The 17,636-nt window shown below is 72.7% G+C and carries 19 protein-coding genes; 8 read left to right on the forward strand and 11 right to left on the reverse strand.

All coding sequences use genetic code 11. The annotated features are described in order from the left end of the window. Window positions 1-72: 72 nt before the first annotated feature. The gene (locus tag ACIQOE_RS11245; RefSeq protein WP_401411030.1) at window positions 73-1,596 is read right to left on the reverse strand and encodes an IucA/IucC family protein; all 1,524 of its coding nucleotides are present in this window, start codon (window positions 1,594-1,596) and stop codon (window positions 73-75) included. Window positions 1,597-1,689: 93 nt separating this feature from the next. Between ACIQOE_RS11245 and ACIQOE_RS11250 the strand changes: the two genes are divergently transcribed. The 3 genes from ACIQOE_RS11250 to ACIQOE_RS11260 all read left to right on the forward strand — a co-directional run bounded on the left by ACIQOE_RS11250 (window position 1,690) and on the right by ACIQOE_RS11260 (window position 5,377). Then, window positions 1,690-3,195 carry an IucA/IucC family protein gene (locus ACIQOE_RS11250; RefSeq protein WP_401411032.1) on the forward strand — a complete coding sequence of 502 codons (1,506 nt, stop codon included), beginning with the start codon at window positions 1,690-1,692 and terminating at the stop codon, window positions 3,193-3,195. A 107-nt stretch (window positions 3,196-3,302) separates the two neighbouring features. Next, window positions 3,303-4,577 carry a VWA domain-containing protein gene (locus tag ACIQOE_RS11255; RefSeq protein ID WP_351315571.1) on the forward strand — a complete coding sequence of 425 codons (1,275 nt, stop codon included), beginning with the start codon at window positions 3,303-3,305 and terminating at the stop codon, window positions 4,575-4,577. Beyond that, complete coding sequence (locus ACIQOE_RS11260; protein WP_351315574.1) at window positions 4,577-5,377, forward strand: hypothetical protein; 801 nt, start codon at window positions 4,577-4,579, stop codon at window positions 5,375-5,377. The genes ACIQOE_RS11255 and ACIQOE_RS11260 overlap by 1 nt, the downstream gene beginning before the upstream one ends. A gap of 52 nt (window positions 5,378-5,429) precedes the next feature. Here ACIQOE_RS11260 and ACIQOE_RS11265 read toward each other — a convergent pair whose 3' ends face one another. After that, on the reverse strand, window positions 5,430-6,056 hold the full coding sequence (locus ACIQOE_RS11265) for a winged helix-turn-helix transcriptional regulator (protein ID WP_401411036.1): 627 nt from the start codon (window positions 6,054-6,056) through the stop codon (window positions 5,430-5,432). Window positions 6,057-6,137: 81 nt separating this feature from the next. On the opposite strand from ACIQOE_RS11265, the gene ACIQOE_RS11270 reads away from it, so the two are divergent. From ACIQOE_RS11270 to ACIQOE_RS11285, 4 genes are all read left to right on the forward strand, one after another. Further along, window positions 6,138-7,346: a pyridoxal phosphate-dependent aminotransferase gene (locus tag ACIQOE_RS11270; RefSeq protein ID WP_365576887.1), complete on the forward strand. Its 1,209-nt coding sequence runs from the start codon at window positions 6,138-6,140 to the stop codon at window positions 7,344-7,346. A 49-nt stretch (window positions 7,347-7,395) separates the two neighbouring features. After that, the gene (locus ACIQOE_RS11275) at window positions 7,396-7,926 is read left to right on the forward strand and encodes a hypothetical protein (protein ID WP_365561438.1); all 531 of its coding nucleotides are present in this window, start codon (window positions 7,396-7,398) and stop codon (window positions 7,924-7,926) included. Window positions 7,927-7,929: 3 nt separating this feature from the next. Next, a complete protein-coding gene (locus tag ACIQOE_RS11280) occupies window positions 7,930-8,538 on the forward strand; it encodes a histidine phosphatase family protein (RefSeq protein ID WP_365561436.1) in 609 nt (202 codons plus the stop codon). Between the two features lie 106 nt (window positions 8,539-8,644). Then, window positions 8,645-9,277: a hypothetical protein gene (locus tag ACIQOE_RS11285; RefSeq protein ID WP_365576885.1), complete on the forward strand. Its 633-nt coding sequence runs from the start codon at window positions 8,645-8,647 to the stop codon at window positions 9,275-9,277. A gap of 12 nt (window positions 9,278-9,289) precedes the next feature. Here the strand turns inward: ACIQOE_RS11285 and ACIQOE_RS11290 are convergent, their stop codons facing one another. The 9 genes from ACIQOE_RS11290 to ACIQOE_RS11330 all read right to left on the reverse strand — a co-directional run bounded on the left by ACIQOE_RS11290 (window position 9,290) and on the right by ACIQOE_RS11330 (window position 16,351). After that, window positions 9,290-9,691 (reverse strand): winged helix-turn-helix transcriptional regulator, encoded by a 402-nt coding sequence (locus ACIQOE_RS11290; RefSeq protein WP_401411040.1) that lies wholly within the window; start codon window positions 9,689-9,691, stop codon window positions 9,290-9,292. A 214-nt stretch (window positions 9,692-9,905) separates the two neighbouring features. Next, window positions 9,906-11,288, reverse strand: a complete 1,383-nt coding sequence (locus tag ACIQOE_RS11295) for a nucleobase:cation symporter-2 family protein (protein WP_365576883.1) — start codon at window positions 11,286-11,288, stop codon at window positions 9,906-9,908. A gap of 272 nt (window positions 11,289-11,560) precedes the next feature. Then, on the reverse strand, window positions 11,561-12,934 hold the full coding sequence (locus tag ACIQOE_RS11300) for an 8-oxoguanine deaminase (RefSeq protein WP_351315597.1): 1,374 nt from the start codon (window positions 12,932-12,934) through the stop codon (window positions 11,561-11,563). A gap of 119 nt (window positions 12,935-13,053) precedes the next feature. Continuing rightward, window positions 13,054-13,977, reverse strand: a complete 924-nt coding sequence (pucL, locus tag ACIQOE_RS11305) for a factor-independent urate hydroxylase (protein ID WP_351315601.1) — start codon at window positions 13,975-13,977, stop codon at window positions 13,054-13,056. A gap of 4 nt (window positions 13,978-13,981) precedes the next feature. Further along, entirely contained in the window at window positions 13,982-14,371 is a 390-nt protein-coding gene (gene uraH / locus ACIQOE_RS11310) for a hydroxyisourate hydrolase (protein ID WP_362650291.1), read from the reverse strand. Window positions 14,372-14,375: 4 nt separating this feature from the next. Further along, complete coding sequence (gene uraD, locus ACIQOE_RS11315) at window positions 14,376-14,888, reverse strand: 2-oxo-4-hydroxy-4-carboxy-5-ureidoimidazoline decarboxylase (RefSeq protein ID WP_351315607.1); 513 nt, start codon at window positions 14,886-14,888, stop codon at window positions 14,376-14,378. A gap of 144 nt (window positions 14,889-15,032) precedes the next feature. Next, entirely contained in the window at window positions 15,033-15,401 is a 369-nt protein-coding gene (locus ACIQOE_RS11320; RefSeq protein WP_351315610.1) for a helix-turn-helix domain-containing protein, read from the reverse strand. Next, window positions 15,398-15,652, reverse strand: coding sequence for a hypothetical protein (locus tag ACIQOE_RS11325; protein ID WP_351315613.1), 255 nt, complete (start codon window positions 15,650-15,652; stop codon window positions 15,398-15,400). The genes ACIQOE_RS11320 and ACIQOE_RS11325 overlap by 4 nt, the downstream gene beginning before the upstream one ends. Before the next feature lie 168 nt (window positions 15,653-15,820). Continuing rightward, window positions 15,821-16,351, reverse strand: coding sequence for a YbhB/YbcL family Raf kinase inhibitor-like protein (locus ACIQOE_RS11330; protein WP_351315619.1), 531 nt, complete (start codon window positions 16,349-16,351; stop codon window positions 15,821-15,823). Between the two features lie 217 nt (window positions 16,352-16,568). On the opposite strand from ACIQOE_RS11330, the gene ACIQOE_RS11335 reads away from it, so the two are divergent. Then, a complete protein-coding gene (locus ACIQOE_RS11335) occupies window positions 16,569-17,636 on the forward strand; it encodes an NAD(P)-dependent alcohol dehydrogenase (protein ID WP_351315621.1) in 1,068 nt (355 codons plus the stop codon).

A 17,636-nucleotide genomic window follows, 5' to 3' on the forward strand; every position in this document is an offset into this window, starting at 1 on the left:
CCCTTCGGCGTCACCGCCCCCCGGCGTGAAGCAACCATAGTAACCGAGGGTGACCGGCGGCGGAGGGTGCGGTCAGGGCCCGTCCGGCTCGTGCGCGGCCAACGGGTTCGGCAGCGGCAGGTAGCGCGCGTCGGCGCCGTCCGCGCCGGTCCAGCGCAGCAGCAGGTTCGTCTTGCCGGGCAGGGTCGGCGCGGCCGCCAGGGCGCGCGCCTCCGGGAGCCCGTGCCGGGCCAGTTCCCGGCGGACCGCGGGCCACGGGTCGAACCCGGGGCGGCGCTCGGCGAGCGCGGCGGCGACCTCGATCAGGTGGTTGACGACCAGGCAGTACACCAGCCGCTCCCACCCGGCGGCCCGCTCCACGTCGGGCAGCAGCTTGACGCCCTCGGCGTCCCGGTACAGCGCCTGCACCGGCATGCCGTCCGCGTCGACGGCCACCAGCGTGTTCTGCAGATGCGCTTCGAGGACGACGCCGTGGTCCGCGAAGGCCGTGAGCGCCGGGGGTACGACCGCGCGCAGGTACGCCCGCCACCAGGCCCCGGGGTCCGCCGCCGCGGCCGGCGGGCTGCCCTCGAAGCCCTCCACCAGGCCGGCCGCGAGCAGCGGGGTCGCGCCGGGCAGCAGCGAGCCGCGCAGCCCGTCCCGGACGACGACGGCCAACTGCTCGAAGGCGAAGCGGGCGGTGCGGTAGCCGCGGTCGCCGAGCCAGACGGCGGGTCCTTCCATGGCGGCGAAGGCGGCGGTCACGGCGGCGTCCGTGCGGCGCAGCCGGCGCAGGTCGTGCGCCCACAGCCGGCGGATGTCGTTGGTGATGCGGACGTCCAGGCTGAACTTCAGGAAGAGATCGCCCGCCGGGTCGTACACCGTGCGGATCGCGGCCGTGGGCCAGACCTCGGCCCCGGTCTCCGGCAGCCGCACCAGCCGTCCGTCGGCGAAGGCCGCCGCCAGGTCCGGGCCGGCCAGGTCGAGCTGCCAGGGGTGGGCGGGCAGCAGCCGGTAGCCCGGCGGTACGGCGGCCGCCGCGTCCAGCGCCGAGGTGTCGCCCTCCTCCACCACCTGGTCCTCGCGCACCCCGAGCAGCACCAGCGGGAACCGGGCGTGCGCCTCGGGCGCGTACGGCATCCAGGCGGTGACCGGGCCGCCGCCGCGCGCCTTCGGGGCAGGGTGGTAGGGATGGCCGGTGATGAGGGACTGCTCCGAGCGCAGGTACGGGTCGTCGGGCGCCGTCGCCCGGGCGCGTGCCGTGAGCAGCGCGGCGACCGCGTCCCTGCTGTCGATCATCTCGGCGGGCAGGTCGCCGTTGGACAGCCCGGTGTGCGCGCGCAGCTCCTCGGCGACGAGTTTCACCAGCTCGGTGTGGCCGACGCGGTGCCAGCGGCCGGCCGCGTACACCTCGGGCGCGGCCGGGCGGCGCGCGCCGCGCACCCGCAGCAGCCGGCCGCCGCCGGGCAGCTGGTAGACCCGCGTCTCGCCCTGCCCGGCGTCCGGGAGCGGCTCGGCCACCTCCCGCAGCAGGCAGTTGAGCAGGGGCGCGGCGGCGTACGCGTCGGCGCGCTCGCCGATGCGGTCGCTGGAGAGGTCGGGATCCACGCGTTCCATTCGTTCGCTGCGTCCGTACAGTCCGATCGTGATCAGTATGTCTGTCCTCGACAGCCATCATGACCGCAGAACCCCGTTGCGAGGAGCCTCACCGTGCACCGTCCCTCCCCCATCGAGACACAGCTCGCCACGGAGCTGGCCGAGGCGCGGCCGGACCTGGTGTCCCGGTACACGGCCGAGCTGCCCGGGGCGCGCGCGGCGGTGCTGACCAGGCTGTGGCGGGCGCTGGCGCACGAGCCGCTGCCGTGGGTGGCGCGCCGGGTGCGCGGCGCGCACGGCGTGGCCCTGCGGCTGGCCGACGGACGCGCGCTGCACGGCCCGCACGCGGACCCGTACGCCACCGACGCGTACGTGAGGGCGGTACGGCTGGACGGGGTGCCGTACGACGATCCGGCGCTGCTGATGACCGATCTGGGGTGGCCGCACTCGGCGGGGTTCGCGGCCGAACTCGGGCACAGCGCGGCCTCGCTGGCGCTGTCGCGGGCGGACCGGGAGACGGCCGGCGAGGAGTGGCCCGGGCAGGACTGGGAGTGGGAGCAGCGGGTCGTGGACGGGCATCCCTTCCACCCCAACTGCCGCTCCCGGCCCGGTTTCTCGGTGGCGGACCAGCTGGCGTACGGGCCGGAGCACCGGCCCGCGGTACGGCTGGAGACGGTGCCGGTGGCGGCCGGGGAGTGCCTGGTGACCGGCGACTGGCCGGACGAACTCCGGGACGGGGAGAGGCTGTTGATTCCGGTGCATCCGTGGCAGACGGCCCGTGTCCTCAAGGGCGGCCCCGGCGAGCCCTGGCGCACCGCGCATCCGCTGATGTCCCTGCGCACCCTCGCGCTCCCCGGCGGAGCGCATGTGAAGACCGCGCTCAGCGCCCGGCTGACCTCGTCCGTCCGGGACATCTCGGCGTACTCCGTCGAGGCGGCCGTGACCCTGTCGTCGTTCGCCACGGACCTGGCGGCGCGCACGGACGGGCTCCTGCACGTCACCCGCACCCTGGGCGCGGCGACCGCCGACTCGCCCGACCTGGCGGCCGTGCTGCGCGAGTCTCCGGAAACGTACGCGGCGCCGGGCGAGCGGGTCCTGCCGGTGGCCGCCCTGGCCACCACGGGACTGCCCGGCTCGCCCGCCTGGCTGGCCGGGTTCGCCCGGCTCGCGCTGACCGTGGGGCTGCGGCTGCTGGACCTGGGTGTGGCCCTGGAGGCGCACGGCCAGAACCTCCTGGTGGTGCTGTCCGGCAGCGGGGCGCCGCTCCGGCTCGTCTACCGCGACCTGGCCGACATCCGGCTGAGCCCGGCCCGTCTGACCCGGCACGGCATCACCCCGCCCGAGCTGACGGGACGCCTGGTCACGGACGACGAAACGATGCTGCGCCGCAAGCTGTTCGGCTCTCTGGTCGCGGGCGCCCTGGCGGGCACGGCGGGCTCCGGGCCGGCGCTCGCGGCGGCGCTGGAGACGGCCGTACGGGACCTTCCGGCCACCGCCGATCTGACGGCCCTCCTCGAAGGTCCGCTGCCGGCCAAGGCGTTGACGCTGATGCGGCTGTCGCCGGAGACGCCCGGGGACCGGTGGGCGGCGCTGCCGAATCCGCTGGCCGCGGAGGGGTGAGCGGCCACCTCCCGTCCCGCCACCCGCCGTTGGCCCGCCGGCCGCTCGTGTTTCGCCGTCCGGTCCTCGTTTTGGAGCCCGGCGCCTCTGATCAATAGGATCCGCCGATGATCAGAACACAACGGACGGCGGCGGGAGTCTGCGCTCTGCTCGCCGCCCTGGCGGCCGGGATCGCGTTCCCCGCCGGAGCGGCCGCCGACGAGACGGACGAGACCGGCCAGGCCGCTCCCAAGGTGGAGCTGGTGCTGGACGTCAGCGGTTCCATGCGGACGGCGGACATCGACGGCGGTACGCGGATGGCCGCGGCCAAGCAGGCGTTCAACGACGTGCTGGACGCCACGCCCGAGGGGGTTCAGCTCGGCATCCGCACTCTCGGCGCCAACTACGCCGGAAACGACAAGAAGACCGGCTGCAAGGACACCGCGCAGCTCTACCCGGTCAGCACCCTGGACCGTACGGAGGCCAAGACCGCCGTCGCCACGCTCGCGCCGACCGGGTGGACCCCGATCGGCCCCGCGCTGCTCAAGGCGGCCGACGATCTCCAGGGCGGCTCGGGTACCCGCCGTATCGTCCTGATCAGCGACGGCGAGGACACCTGCCAGCCGCTGGACCCGTGCGAGGTGGCCCGCGAGATCGCCGCCAAGGGCGTCGGGCTGACCATCGACACGCTCGGCCTGGTACCGGACGCCAAGACCCGGGACCAGCTGAGCTGCATCGCGGACGCGACCGGCGGCACCTACACCTCCGTCCAGCACAAGGAGGAACTGACCGACCGGGTCGGCCAGTTGGTGGACCGGGCCGCCGATCCGGTGGTGACGCCGGTGGCCACCGACGGCAGCGGACAGTGCTCCTCGGCGCCCGCGCTCAAGTCCGGCCTGTACACCGACCGCGAGGAGTTCGGGCAGCAGCGCTGGTACAAGGTCGACGTCAACCCCGGCCAGGAGCTGCGGGCTTCGGTCAGCGTCGCCGCCGACCGGGCCGTCAACCCCGACTACGGCGTGCTGCTGCGCGCGGTGACCGTGCACGGACGCGAGATAGTGCGCGGCGAGGCGTCGGGCACGGGCCGCACCGACGTCATCTCGACCGGCCTGCGGTACCCGAAGGCCGAGAGCGACGACGACGCGGACACCACCCCGGAGACCGTCTGCCTCCAGGTGACCAACTCCTTCTCGGCCGCGTCCGGCGTGAAGACCAGCCCGGGGATGCCCGTCGAGCTGACGGTGGACGTCGTGGACGGGCCGTCGAAGGCGTCCGACGTCGCCTCCTTCGGTCTCGGCCGTGGCTGGTGGCTGCTCGGCGCGCTGGTGCTGGCCGGCTTCCTGGCGGGTCTGGTGTGGGGCTGGGTGTCGCGGTGGCGGGTAGCGGTCTGGAGGACCAACTGATGTCGATCACACGTGTGCTGAGCGCCGCCCTGCTGGCGGTCGGGCTGGCCGCGGGTCCGGCCGTCGCCGACGACGCCTCGCCCTCCCCGAGCGCCTCCGAGGACGGCGGCGCGCCCACCCAGGCGGGCACGTCCTTCCGTACGGCGACCGAGCTCGACCAGGGGCAGCAGGCCACCGCCAGCGGATCGACGGGCGACTACCTGTACTGGTCGTTCCCCGCCGACTCCGGGCAGCGTCCCGACGTCAAGGCGACGGTGAAGCTGCCCGACTCGCACGGGACGCAGACCTGGCAGCTCGACGTGTACGACGGTCTGCGGCGCCGCCAGGCCTGCCAGTACGGCGCGGCGACCCGCACGGCCCCGCAGGGCGCCGCGACGGTGCAGCTGGCGTGCGTGATGCGTACCGTCCGCGCCTGGTCGGAGCCGTGGGCCAACGACCCGCTGCCCGGCACGTACTACGTCCGGCTGACCGTGGTGGACCTCGGCAACGCCGACCTCGGCCAGCCGGTGAGCACCGAGGTGCGGGTGGACTCGAAGGACATCGGCGGCGCGGCGGCGGTGGACGGCTCGCTGGCGAAGCCGCTGGTGCCGGGCATCGCGGTGAGCGCGGACAAGAGCGACGACGGCAAGGCCGCCGTGCTCTCCAGCTTCGGTTCCGACGACGGCTGGTCCTCCGGCTGGTGGACCGACCGCTGGGTGTGGACCGGTATCGGCGGCGTGCTCGCCGCCCTCGCGGGCATCGGCGGATACGCGCTGACCCGCGGCACGGGCCGCCCGCGCCAGGTGCCGCCGGGCGTCTGATCCGGCATGTCCCCATGGCCGGGCCCCCGTTCGCGGGGGCCCGGCCGTCGTCTCAGACCTCCCGCAGCCTCTTGGCCGGCGGGCCGTCGCCGGTCACGGTCACCCGTCCGGCCCGTACCGCGTCCGTGAGCGTCAGCTCCCCGCGGGCCAGCGCCGCGCACGTGGCGGTGTCGAGCAGCAGCCGCGCGTCGGGCTCGCGCGGCGCGGGGCCGTCGCCGTACACCGGGCCGTCCTGTGCTCCCGCGTACAGGTGGAACTCCCCTTCGCCGAGCCGGACCTCGACCAGTCCCTCGCCCGTGAGGGCCCGCAGCAGCGGCAGCGCGAACCAGTGGGCGCGGACCGCGTCGGTGGGCCGGCGCTCGCCAAGATCGGGCTCGCCCCACCGCCCCAGCGCCTGGATCACCGGCAGCAACTCGCGCCCTCGGTCGGTGAGTTCGTAGACGTACGCCGCGGCCGGCGGAGGCAGCCGCCGCCGGGTGGCGAGATGGTCCCGCTCCATGTCCTTCAGCCGGGAGGCGAGGACGTCCGTGCTGACCCCCGGCAGATCCGCGTGCAGGTCCGTGTAGCGGCGGGGACCGGCCAGCAGCTCCCGGACGATCAGCAGGGTCCAGCGGTCGCCGACGACGTCGAGGGCACGGGCCGCGGAGCAGAACTGGTCGTAGCTTCGGCGAGGTGACATGCGGCGCAGTCTAGACAAGATGTTGGACTTTCCAAGCTGTCACTTGGTAAAACCAAGCAACACGAGTTTCCGGAGGGGCGCATGGAGTTCCGGCAGTCCAACAAGCTCAGCGAGGTCTGTTACGAGATCCGCGGACCGGTGATCGAGCACGCCAACGCGCTGGAGGAGGCGGGCCACAGCGTGCTGCGCCTGAACACCGGCAATCCCGCGCTGTTCGGCTTCGAGGCACCGGAGGAGATCCTCCAGGACATGATCCGGATGCTCCCGCAGGCCCACGGCTACACCGACTCCCGCGGCATCCTCTCCGCCCGCCGGGCGGTGGCCCAGCGCTACCAGGCCCTCGGCCTGGCGGTGGACGTCGACGACGTCTTCCTCGGCAACGGCGTCTCGGAGCTGGTCTCCATGGCCGTGCAGGCGCTGGTCGAGGACGGCGACGAGATCCTGATCCCCGCCCCGGACTTCCCCCTGTGGACCGCCGTGACCACCCTGGCCGGCGGCAAGGCCGTGCACTACCTCTGCGACGAACAGGCCGACTGGTACCCGGACCTCGCCGACATGGAGTCGAAGATCACGGACCGCACCAAGGCCGTGGTCGTCATCAACCCCAACAACCCCACCGGCGCCGTCTATCCGAAGGAGATCGTCGAGGGCATCCTCGACCTGGCCCGTCGGCACGGCCTGATGGTCTTCGCCGACGAGATCTACGACCAGATCCTCTACGACGACGCCGTCCACCACTCGGCCGCGGCCCTCGCCCCCGACCTGGTGGTCCTCACCTTCTGCGGCCTGTCCAAGACCTACCGGGTGGCCGGCTTCCGCTCCGGCTGGCTCGTCGTCACCGGCCCCAGGCAGCACGCGAAGGACTACCTGGAGGGCCTCACCATGCTGGCCTCCATGCGGCTGTGCGCCAACGCGCCCGCCCAGTACGCCATCCAGGCCGCGCTCGGCGGCCGCCAGTCCATCCGCGAACTCACCGCCCCCGGCGGCCGGTTGCACGAGCAGCGCTCGGTGGCCTGGGAGAAGCTCAACGAGATCCCCGGCGTCAGCTGCGTCAAACCCAAGGGCGCCCTGTACGCCTTCCCGCGCCTGGATCCCAAGGTCCACCGGATCCACGACGACGAGCGGTTCGTGCTCGACCTGCTCCTCCAGGAGAAGATCCAGGTCGTCCAGGGCACCGGCTTCAACTGGCCCGCCCCGGACCACTTCCGCATCCTCACCCTCCCGCACGCGGACGACCTGGAGACCGCGATCGGCCGGATCGGGCGGTTCCTGAGCGGGTACCGGCAGTAGAGCCCGGCCGGGCCGTGCGCGGACCGGGCGAGGCGGGTATCCCCTCCCCATGACCCAGCGCCCGCTGCTCCTCCTCGACGTCGACGGACCCCTCAACCCGTTCCGGGCCCGGCTGCTGCGGCACCGCGGTTACGTGACCCACCGGCTGCGCCCGGCGAACTGGGCCGCCCGCCAGCGGCCCGGCTCGCGCCGGCTCCGCCGCGGACTGCGGGTGCGGCTGCATCCGGGGCACGGGGCACGGCTGCTCGCGCTCCCCTACCAGCTGGCCTGGGCCACCACCTGGATGCACGAGGCCAACGAGATGATCGGACCGGCCGTCGGGCTGCCCGAGCTGCCCGTCATCGAGTGGCCCGAGCTGTTCGCGAAGGATCCGGACGGGCTGTACTGGAAGACGCGGACCGTGGTGGCCTGGGCGGCGGGACGGCCGTTCGTGTGGGTGGACGACATGGTCACCGATCTGGACGTCCGCCATGTCGCCGAGCACCACGACGGCCCCGCGTTGCTCCTTCCGGTCGACGCGCGCCACGGCCTGCGGGCGCGTGAGTTCGCCGAACTGGAACGCTGGGCTCATAGCCTCTGACGTATGGCTGATGTCTTTCTCGTCCGGCACGGTGAGACCGAGTGGTCGCGGTCCGGACGGCACACCGGATGGACCGACCTGCCCCTCACCGAGCGCGGGCGGCAGGAGGCACGGGGGCTGGCCCCGCTGGTCCGCTCGCAGCGCCTCGCAGCCGCCTTCGTGAGCCCGCTCGAGCGGGCCCGCAGGACCGCCGAGCTGATCGGCGCACCCGACGCCACGGTCGACGCCGACCTGCGGGAATGGGACTACGGCGGCTACGAGGGCGTGACCACCGCGGAGATCCAGCGCACCCGGCCGGGCTGGTTCCTCTTCACCGACGGGGTCGCGCCAGGCCCGCCGGAGCACCCCGGGGAGACGCCGGAGGAGGTCGGCGAGCGGGCCGACCGGATGCTGGCCAAGGTCGAGGCGGCCCTCGCCGGGGCGGAGGGCGGCGTGCTGCTGGTCGCCCACGGCCACTTCCTGCGCGTCCTGACCGCCCGGCGCCTCGGCCTGCCGCCCGCCGACGGCGCCCTGTTCCAGCTGGAGACCGGCACCCTGTGCAGGCTCGGCACCGAACACGGGCGTCCGGTGATCGCGGGCTGGAACATCCGGCCGGGCGAGCCGGACCGCTGACGCGGGCCGGCGGTGTTCGGCCGGTCGGGTGTCAGTGCGCGGTCGTAGCCTTCACAGGACGGACCGGGACGCGTCCGCGGGGACCGACACCGAGGAGGAGCACACCGTGACCCGACCGCCCTCCGCCGCGCAGCGGCGGGTCATCGACGCCGCCGACCCGGTCAGCGGGCGGCTGCGGGGCACACCGGCGCAGGTGGCGGCGCTGGTGCGGCTGGGGCTCGCCTTCCGGCATCCGCGGCCGCCGCACGACCACTTCCTGACGCCCGCGGGGCACCGGCTGCGGGCCGGGGACGCGCCGGAACGGGAACGGACCGGGACGGCGGCTCCGGCCGCGGAGGACCGGGTGTTCGCCGCGCGGGTCGGCGGTGAGGAGAGCGCCGTCGACGGGCCCGCTCGCGCGCGTGAGGTGCACAGCGCCTGGCAGGGGCTCCTGGAGCTGCGCCGGATGACCAACCGCGACGGTGCCACGGACCGGCCGTGCGCCTGGGAGCGTACGCACCTGGTGCGGGCCGCCGCGCTGGCCCTGGAGGCGTCCGGGCAGCCGCCGGAGGGTCCGGCGACGGCCGGGTACCGGGTGCGGGCGACCCCGCAGCCCGAGGCGGTCGCCGTGTACGCCCCGGCGGGCGAGCCGCTGCGGGCCTGCGCGGCCGCCCTGGAGCGGGCCGGCTGGCAGACCGGCGAGTACACGGAGCCCCGGACCCGGACCCGCCATCTGCTGGCCTCACCGCGCCGGGTCTGACGGCGACGCCGGTCAGGCGTCGAGCAGTTCCGGCCGGTGCTCGGCGTCGTAGGCGGCCCGCGCCCGCGCGACGTAACCGCGGTTGCGCTCCGCCCAGTCGGTGAGCCGCCGCAGCGTCTCGTGCAGTTCGAGGGCGACCGGTGTGAGTCCGTACTCCACCTTCGGCGGCACGGTCGGGTGCACGGTGCGGGTGACCAGGCCGTCGCGCTCCAGGTTGCGCAGGGTCAGGGTCAGCATCCGGCGGCTGATGCCCTCGATCCCGCGCTCCAGCTCGGTGAACCGGATGGGACCGCGCGAGGCCGCGAGCAGGATCTGCACGCTCCACTTGCCGGCGACCCGGTCGAGCACCTCACGGACCCGGCAGGTGTCCGGGTCGACGACCTGGACGCTCGTACCGGCGTTCCTCTGGGACATCTGGCTGCCTCCTCGCGTCTCCCCCGTGCTCACCCACCATGAACCTGCCAGGCGAGTGCCGCGGCGACTGCGGAGGCCGGAGGCCGTGCCGGTCACGACCGGAACACCGACGCCGGCACCGGCGGCCCCGGTGGCACCCCCACGAACATAACCCCGCCCGGCGTCCCGCGCCGTTTCGCGCGGGACGCCGAGCGGGCGCCGGACGGGTGGGCGGTCAGGGGATCGACTGCGGCGAGACGAGCGGGACCGCCCCCGGGGTCTCGGGGGCTTCGGGTGCCGTCGTCCGCGTGCGCCGCCCGCCCAGGTGGTTGAAGACCAGGTTGAGCAGGACGGCCGCCACGCAGCCCGTGGAGATGCCCGAGTCCAGGACGATCCGGGCGGTCTCCGGGAAGGCGTGGTAGAAGTCCGGCGCGGTGATCGGGACGATGCCGACGGCCAGCGACACGGCCACGATCAGCACGTTCTCGTCCCGTTCCAGTCCGGCTCTGACCAGGGTCTGGATGCCGCTGGCCGCCACCGAACCGAAGAGCACCACGCCCGCGCCGCCGAGCACCGGTCGCGGTACGACGGCGATCAGCGCGGCGGCCGCCGGGCACAGGCCCATCAGCACCAGGAAGCCGCCGCCGGCCGCGACCACGAACCGGCTGCGGATCCGGGTCATCGCCACCAGGCCGATGTTCTGGGCGAAGGCGCTGCACATGAACCCGTTGAAGAGCGGGCTGATCGCCGAGCCCAGGGTGTCGGCGCGCAGCCCGGCCGCGATCGTCCGTTCGTCCGCGGGGCGTTCGACGATCTCGCCCAGCGCGAGCATGTCCGCGGTCGACTCGGTCATCGAGACCACCATCACCACGCACATGGACAGGATCGCCGCGATGTGGAACTGCGGGGCGCCGAAGTGGAACGGGGTCGGGAAGCCGACGGCGTCCGCGTCCGCGACCGGGCCGAAGTCGGTGAGGCCGAAGGGCAGTGCGAGGACCGTGCCGGCGACCAGGCCGATCAGCACGGCGATCTGCTTGACGAAGCCCCGGGTGAAGCGGCGCAGCAGCAGCACCAGGAGCAGGGTCGCCCCGGCCAGGCCGAGGTACTTGGCGGCGCCGTAGTCGTGCGCCGCCGCATCGGGGCCCTGCGCCCAGCCGAAGGCCACCGGGAGCAGCGAGACGCCGATCAGCGTGATGACCGTGCCGGTGACGACGGGCGGGAAGAAGCGGACGGCCTTGCTGAAGAAGGGCGCGGCGAGGAAGCCGAGGAGTCCGGCGACGATCACCGCGCCGAAGATGACCGGCAGCGCGTCGGACTTGTCGTGGGTGGAGGCGGCGATCGCGGTCATCGGGGCGACCCCGGCGAAGGTGACGCCGTTGACGAAGGGCAGCCGGGCACCGATCTTCCAGATGCCGAGGGTCTGCAGGAAGGTGGCGAGGCCCGCGGTGAAGAGGCAGGCGCCGGTGAGGAAGGTCAGGTCGGTGCCGGTGAGGCCGATGGCCGCGCCGACGATCAGGGGCGGGGCGACGACTCCGGCGTACATGGCGGCCACGTGCTGCAGGCCCGTGGTGGCCATTCTCAGGGGCGGGAGTTTCTCGTCGACAGGGTGCGAGGACACGGCGGCTCTCCTCCGGTCGGGTACGCGTCGGCTCTGACGCGGGTTTCAGGGAGGTGCGTGTGGGTCATGAGGGGGGCCTCCCGCTCGACGGAGCCGAGCGTGGGGGAGGGACCGACGTGGACGGGTGACCGTTCCCGGGCGCGCGCGAGGAAGCACACGCCCGGGAGACGGCCGCCATGGACCCGGGTGGGGTCCACGGCTGCCGGTCAGGAGCCGTCCCTCCTGACCGGAGCTGGGATGCCGTACTTGAAGTGCCGTACGGGGGCGGGGTGTTACTGGGCGAGCTGGGCGAGGCGCCGGGCCTCGGCCCGGGTGGAGCGCGCGATCGCGTCCTCGTCGACGTGCAGCAGGCGGCCCGCCTCGACGATCTGACGGCCGTTCACGAAGGAGGCGGTGACCGGGGCCGCCGCGCCGAGGACGAGGGCGGTGACCGGGTCCGCGATGGAGGCGTGTGCGAGGGTGTCCAGCTTCCAGAGCACCAGGTCGGCGAGCTTGCCGGGTTCCAGCGAGCCGATCTGGTCGGCCCGGCCGAGGACCTGGGCGCCGCCGTGGGTGCCCAGGCGCAGTGCCTGGCGGGCGTTCAGGGCGGCCTCCCGGTGCGCGCCGAGGCGGTTGATCAGCAGCGCGTTGCGCAGCTCGGTGTGGAGTTCGCCGGACTCGTTGGACGCGGTGCCGTCGACGCCGAGGCCGACCGGGACGCCGGCGGCGAGCATGTCCGGGACGCGGGCGATGCCGGCCGCGAGGCGGGCGTTGGACGACGGGCAGTGGGCGACACCGGTCTTGGTGCGGGCGAAGGCGGCGATGTCGGAGTCGTTCATGTGGACGCAGTGCGCCATCCACACGTCCTCGCCGAGCCAGCCGGTGGACTCGAAGTAGTCGGTCGGGCCCATCCCGAACAGTTCCTTGCAGAACTGCTCCTCCTCGACGGTCTCCGAGCCGTGGGTGTGCAGCCGTACGCCGAGTCGGCGGGCCAGTTCGGCGCCCTGGCGCAGGAGTTCGGTGGAGACGGAGAAGGGCGAGCAGGGTGCGACGGCCACCTGGGTCATGGCGTCGAAGGAGGCGTCGTGGTGTTCCCTGACGGTCGCCTCGGTGGCGGTGAGGGCGCCTTCGAGGGTCTCGACGGCGAAGTCCGGGGGCAGGCCGCCGTCCTTCTCGCTGCGGTCCATGGAGCCGCGGGCGAGGGTGAAGCGGACGCCCGTCTCGCGGGCGGCCCGGATGATCGCGCCGGAGAGGTCGCCGGAGCCCTGCGGGTAGACGTAGTGGTGGTCCATCGCGGTGGTGACACCGCCGCGGGCCATCATCGCGAGCGAGCCCTGGGCGGCCGCGTACACCATCGGCTCGTCGATGCGCGCCCAGGTCGGGTACAGCGCGACCAGCCAGTTGAAGAGGTTGTGGTCGGTGGCCAGGCCCCGGGTGATCCACTGGTAGTAGTGGTGGTGGGTGTTGACCAGGCCGGGCGTCACCAGGTGGCCGGTGGCGTCGATCCGGCGTTCGACGTTCTCCAGATCCTCGGGGGCCCTGCCCGCGCCGAGCGACTCGATGCGGTTGCCGGCGATGACGACGTACCCGCTCGCGTACTCGGTGTCCTGGGCGTCGACGGTCGCGATCGAACAGTTCTCGATGACGATGCGCCGGTCTGCTGCCATGATTCGTCCTTTTCGCTCAGTGGACTGGTGGTGAGGGCACGGCAGGACCCTGGGGATTTGAGTGCCGCGGCCGGAACGCAGGGCGTCGCCGGCCGCGGGTGCCGAGAAGGGGGGGTCGGTCAGAGGTTGGTGAGGTCCACCGGGATCTTCGCCGTGCAGCCGTCCCGCAGCACGGTCGCCTCGATCAGGCCGTAGGGCCGGTCGGCGGCGTAGTAGACCTCGTTGTCGTTCTTGAGGCCGAACGGTTCCAGGTCGACGAGGAAGTGGTGCTTGTTGGGCAGCGAGAAGCGGACCTCGTCGATCTCACCGCGGTTGTTGATGATGCGCGAGCCCATCTGGTACAGCGTCTGCTGGAGCGAGAGGGAGTAGGTCTCGGCGAAGGCCTGGAGCATGTGCTTCCTGGTCTGCTCGTAGGACTTCTCCCAGTGCGGCATCTTCTGCTCGTCGTCGGTCCAGTTGAACCGCCAGCGGGCGGCGACCTGGGTGGCGAGGATGCGGTCGTAGGCCTCGGGCAGGGTCGTGTACTTGTCCTTGACGAAGCCCCAGAACTCGGAGTTGGTGGAGTTCATCACGACCAGGTCCTTGAGGCCCGAGACGACCTCCCACGACCGGCCGTCGTAGGTGATCTGGGTGAGCCGGGTCTCCTGGCCCTTCCTGACGAACGAGTGCTTGACCTCGTCGGCGCCGATGAACCTGGAGTTGGCGTCGGAGGCCTCGATGCGCTCCCAGGCGTACTCCTCGATCCGGATCCGGGCCGTCTGGATCGGCTCCTGGCTGGTCACGAAGTGCCGGGCCAGGTGGATGCCGAACTGCTCGGCCGACTCGATGCCGTACTCCTTGGCGAACGCGTACACCGTGTTCTTGGTGGTGTCGGTCGGCAGGACGTTGGCGTTGGAGCCGGAGTAGTGGACCTCGTCCATGTCGCCGGAGAGCGACACCGACACGTTCAGGTCCTTGATGTGGTGGGTGGCACCGTCCCGCGTGATCTTTACGACCCGGTTCTCGGCCTTGCCGTACTGGTTCTGTCCCAGGATGGTGGGCATGTAGCTAGCTCCCTCGGTAAACGGAGTAGCCGAACGGGTTGAGCAGCAGCGGTACGTGGTAGTGCTCGCCGGGCTTGACGGCGAAGGTGATCGCTACCTCTGGGAAGAACGCACCGCTGTCCCGATTCGCGGGGGCGTCCTGCTGCGCATCGGCTTGCTTCTTCTCGAAATACGGCTCCACGGCGAAGTCGAGCCGTACGTGGGTGGTCCCCTCCGGCAGCGCCGGCAGGTCCTTGCACCGGCCGTCCGCGTCGGTCGCGCCGCCGCCGAGCTCCCGCCAGTCGGCGGCGCGGTCCCGGCGGGCGGACAGCCGGACGGCGACGCCCTCGGCGGGCCGGCCGAGCGAGGTGTCCAGGATGTGGGTGGACACGGAGGCGGTGGTGCTGGTGCTCATGGTGTCAGGCGTCCTCTGCGACGAGTCGGGCGAGCCGGATGCGGTTGATCCTGCCCAGTTCGGTGCGGACGATCTCGCGCTCCTGCTCGGGCGCGTTGCCGATCCGCTCCTTGACCGCGTCCCGCATCTCCTCGGCGGTGCGGCCGGTGGCGCAGATCAGGAAGACGTGGCCGAACCTGTCCTGGTACGCCAGGTTGAGTTCGAGCATCTCCGCCTTGAGCGCTTCGGCGGCGCCGGCCATGCCGGACTGTTCGCGGGCCGAGGTCGGGTCGCCGGGCTTGGGGCGGCCGATCGGCGGGTGACCGGCCATGGCCTCCGCCAGGTCGGCGGTGCCCAGCTCGGCCATGGCCGCGTCACTGGCGGAGTACAGGTCCTCGGTGGAGGCGTAGGGGCGGGCGGCGAGCAGTCGCCGGGCCCATGCGGTGGAGGCACACGCCTCGTGGAGGGCGGCGAGTGCCGTGTGCTCCTCCAGGTCGTTGAACCGGGCCAGACCCGGGGGCGTGGAAGTCGACGTCACGGGAGCCTCCGTGGCCGTGGGCGGCCTTCGTGCTGAACGGGCTGCCGTTAGCTAACGCCCTCCGGAACCCGGCGTCAACACTTTGTTGAAAATTCCGCGTAACAACGCCTCGGGGCCGCCACGGAGACTCCTGGCACGTGCCGTTCAGCTCTCCTTGTCGCGGTTGAGGTAGTTGTAGACCGTGAAGCGGCTGACGCCCAGCGCGCCCGCGACGGTCTCCACACCGTGCCGTACGGAGAAGGCACCCCGCGCCTCCAGTATGCGCACGACCTCCTGCTTCGCCTTGCGGTCCAGGTCGGCCAGCGGCTCGCCCCGCTTGCGCTCCATCGCGGCCAGGATGTGGTCGAGCGAGTCGGCGAGCTGGGGCAGCCGTACCGCGACCACGTCGACGCCCTCCCAGGCCAGCACGACGTCGTCGGCACCGGCCTCGTCGGGCGGGAGCATCTCCCCGCCCATGGCGTCGACCAGCGGCTTCACGGCCGTGATGAACGGCTCGTCCGCGTTCGTGGTCACTGGTCGCCGTCCTCCCCCACCACGTTGACCTGGAGCGAGATCCGGGTGGCCCCGGCCTCCAGGGTCCTGCGCAGCAGCGCGTCGACGGCGGTGAGCACGGCGTCGGCGCCGCCCTCGGCCGTGTTGCCGAACGGCCCGACGTCCACCGCGTCCAGCCGGGCACCCTCGACGACCTCGCGGGCGACCAGCGCGTGTGCGGGTGCCTCGTCCAGGTCGAAGGGCTCGGTCGTGAACTCCACTCTCAATCGCATTGTGCCCCCAGAAAACGTGCCTGACCCGCGCTTCGACCGACCGCCGCACAGCGGCGACGGACCCCTGCCCCGTCAGTTCCACCACGACGGAGCCGCTGCGCCCGCCACGAGGCGACCCTAGCCGACCCGGACACCCCCGCGCCCGGCCCCGCGCGCCGCCGGCCGGCCTCAGTCCCGCTCGAACGTGCCGTACATCGTCGCCCTCGCGACCGCGTGGCTGAACAGCAGGAAGTCCATGGCGGCCGGGGTCGAGGACGCGGACACCCCGAGTTCGTCGACGCCGACGGCGTGGACCACGAGGAAGTAGCGGTCCGGGCCGTTGCCCGGCGGTGTCGCCGGGCCGAGGTACCTGCGGTGGCCGGCGTCGTTGGCCAGCGTCTTCGCGGGGCCGGGCAGGTCCCGGCCGTCTCCGGCCCCGGCCGGCAGCTCGGTCACGGAGGCCGGCAGGTCGGCCACCGCCCAGTGCCAGAAACCGGAGGCGGTCGGCACGTCGGGGTCGAACATCGCGACCGTGAAACTCCGCGTCTCCTCGGGGAACCCGGACCAGCTCAGCTGCGGCGAGACGTCCATCCCGCCCGCTCCCAGGATGCCGCTCACCTGTTCGCGGGCCAGCCGGCCGCCGTCGGCGAGGGACTCCGAGGTCACCGAGAAGGTGCTGATCTCCGGCATGAAATCGTACGGACCGTAGGGCTTGATCATGGCAATCCCTCGCAGAGGCCGGATGGTTGCGCACACGTGGGCGACGAGCCCTCCCCGCCCTTCGGGCCCTCGTCACTCTCCGGACCTTCGATCATGCACCACCCGGTCGCCCCGCCGCACCGCGTACGGGCCCCCTTCTGACCTGAGTTGCCCGTTCTGTACAGGCCGTCCAGACTTGTGGGACACGTCTGTACGAAAGCGAGGCCGCCTCATGCAGATGCGCGCAGCCCGTATGCACGGATACCGGCAACCGCTGAGCATCGACGAGGTCCCGGTGCCCGATCCGGGGCCGGACGAGATCCTGCTGAAAGTCGCCGCGACCGGCATGTGCCGGAGCGACTACCAGCTTCTCGACGGCTATTTCGAGGGCCCGTTCCCCGTGGACCTCCCCTACATCCCCGGCCACGAGGTGACGGGCCGGGTGGCGGGGCTGGGCAGCGCGGTACCGAAGTCGGTGGGCTACTCGGAAGGCGACATGGTCGTCGTCAACCCCAGCTGGGGCGACGGCACCTGCCGGCAGTGCCGCGAGGGCAACGAGAACCTGTGCAGCGGCAACGGCCGGTGGGTGGGGTTCGGCCCGCCCGGCGGCTTCGCCGAGTACATGGCGGTGGAGTGCCGGCACGCGATCCCGGTCTCGGAGGACGCCGCGAAGTTCCCGCAGCTCCTCGCCCCGATGACCGACGCGGGCATGACCCCGTACCGCGGGATGAAGAAGCTCCGGGACGCGGGGAAGCTGGGGCCGGGCCGCACGGTCGCGGTCACCGGCATCGGCGGCCTGGGCAGTTACGCGATCCAGTACGCGAAGCTGCTGGGCGGCGGCGCGACGGTGGTGGCCTTCGCGCGCAGCGACGGCAAGCTGGACGTGGCCAGGGAGAACGGCGCGGACTACGGGATCAACGTCAGGGACAAGTCCGTCGAGGCCGTCCAGGACGAGCTGGAGAGCCTGACAGGGCGGCGCACGGTGCACGCCATCCTGGACTGCGTCGGCAGCGAGGCGTCCGTGTCCATGGGGTTCGACCTGCTGGGCCCCGAGGGTGCGCTGGCAGCCGTCGGCCTGATGAGCGACCGCGTCGAGCACCGTCAGTTCCCCTTCGTCGGCACGGAGTTGTCGTATCTCGGCTCCTTCTGGGGCAACCACCTGGACCTCGTCGAGGTGCTGTCCCTCGCCGAGGCCGGGCTCGTCACGCACAACGTCACCGAGGTCGGACTCGACGACATCAACGAGAACCTGGAGGCCCTCGGCCGCGGTGACGTGGTCGGACGCCAGGTCATCGTCTTCGACTGA

It is taken from the genome of Streptomyces sp. NPDC091282 (assembly GCF_044757385.1).
Taxonomy (GTDB): Bacteria; Actinomycetota; Actinomycetes; order Streptomycetales; family Streptomycetaceae; genus Streptomyces; species Streptomyces gramineus.

What these genes read in the sequence shown, in the direction of transcription:
- ACIQOE_RS11245 (WP_401411030.1), bottom strand. Translation starts at nt 1,596, where the DNA reads ATGGAACGCGTGGATCCCGACCTCTCCAGCGACCGCATCGGCGAGCGC.
- ACIQOE_RS11255 (WP_351315571.1), top strand. Translation starts at nt 3,303, where the DNA reads ATGATCAGAACACAACGGACGGCGGCGGGAGTCTGCGCTCTGCTCGCC.
- ACIQOE_RS11260 (WP_351315574.1), top strand. Translation starts at nt 4,577, where the DNA reads ATGTCGATCACACGTGTGCTGAGCGCCGCCCTGCTGGCGGTCGGGCTG.
- ACIQOE_RS11265 (WP_401411036.1), bottom strand. Translation starts at nt 6,056, where the DNA reads ATGTCACCTCGCCGAAGCTACGACCAGTTCTGCTCCGCGGCCCGTGCC.
- ACIQOE_RS11270 (WP_365576887.1), top strand. Translation starts at nt 6,138, where the DNA reads ATGGAGTTCCGGCAGTCCAACAAGCTCAGCGAGGTCTGTTACGAGATC.
- ACIQOE_RS11275 (WP_365561438.1), top strand. Translation starts at nt 7,396, where the DNA reads ATGACCCAGCGCCCGCTGCTCCTCCTCGACGTCGACGGACCCCTCAAC.
- ACIQOE_RS11280 (WP_365561436.1), top strand. Translation starts at nt 7,930, where the DNA reads ATGGCTGATGTCTTTCTCGTCCGGCACGGTGAGACCGAGTGGTCGCGG.
- ACIQOE_RS11290 (WP_401411040.1), bottom strand. Translation starts at nt 9,691, where the DNA reads ATGTCCCAGAGGAACGCCGGTACGAGCGTCCAGGTCGTCGACCCGGAC.
- ACIQOE_RS11300 (WP_351315597.1), bottom strand. Translation starts at nt 12,934, where the DNA reads ATGGCAGCAGACCGGCGCATCGTCATCGAGAACTGTTCGATCGCGACC.
- pucL (WP_351315601.1), bottom strand. Translation starts at nt 13,977, where the DNA reads ATGCCCACCATCCTGGGACAGAACCAGTACGGCAAGGCCGAGAACCGG.
- uraH (WP_362650291.1), bottom strand. Translation starts at nt 14,371, where the DNA reads ATGAGCACCAGCACCACCGCCTCCGTGTCCACCCACATCCTGGACACC.
- ACIQOE_RS11325 (WP_351315613.1), bottom strand. Translation starts at nt 15,652, where the DNA reads ATGCGATTGAGAGTGGAGTTCACGACCGAGCCCTTCGACCTGGACGAG.
- ACIQOE_RS11330 (WP_351315619.1), bottom strand. Translation starts at nt 16,351, where the DNA reads ATGATCAAGCCCTACGGTCCGTACGATTTCATGCCGGAGATCAGCACC.
- ACIQOE_RS11335 (WP_351315621.1), top strand. Translation starts at nt 16,569, where the DNA reads ATGCGCGCAGCCCGTATGCACGGATACCGGCAACCGCTGAGCATCGAC.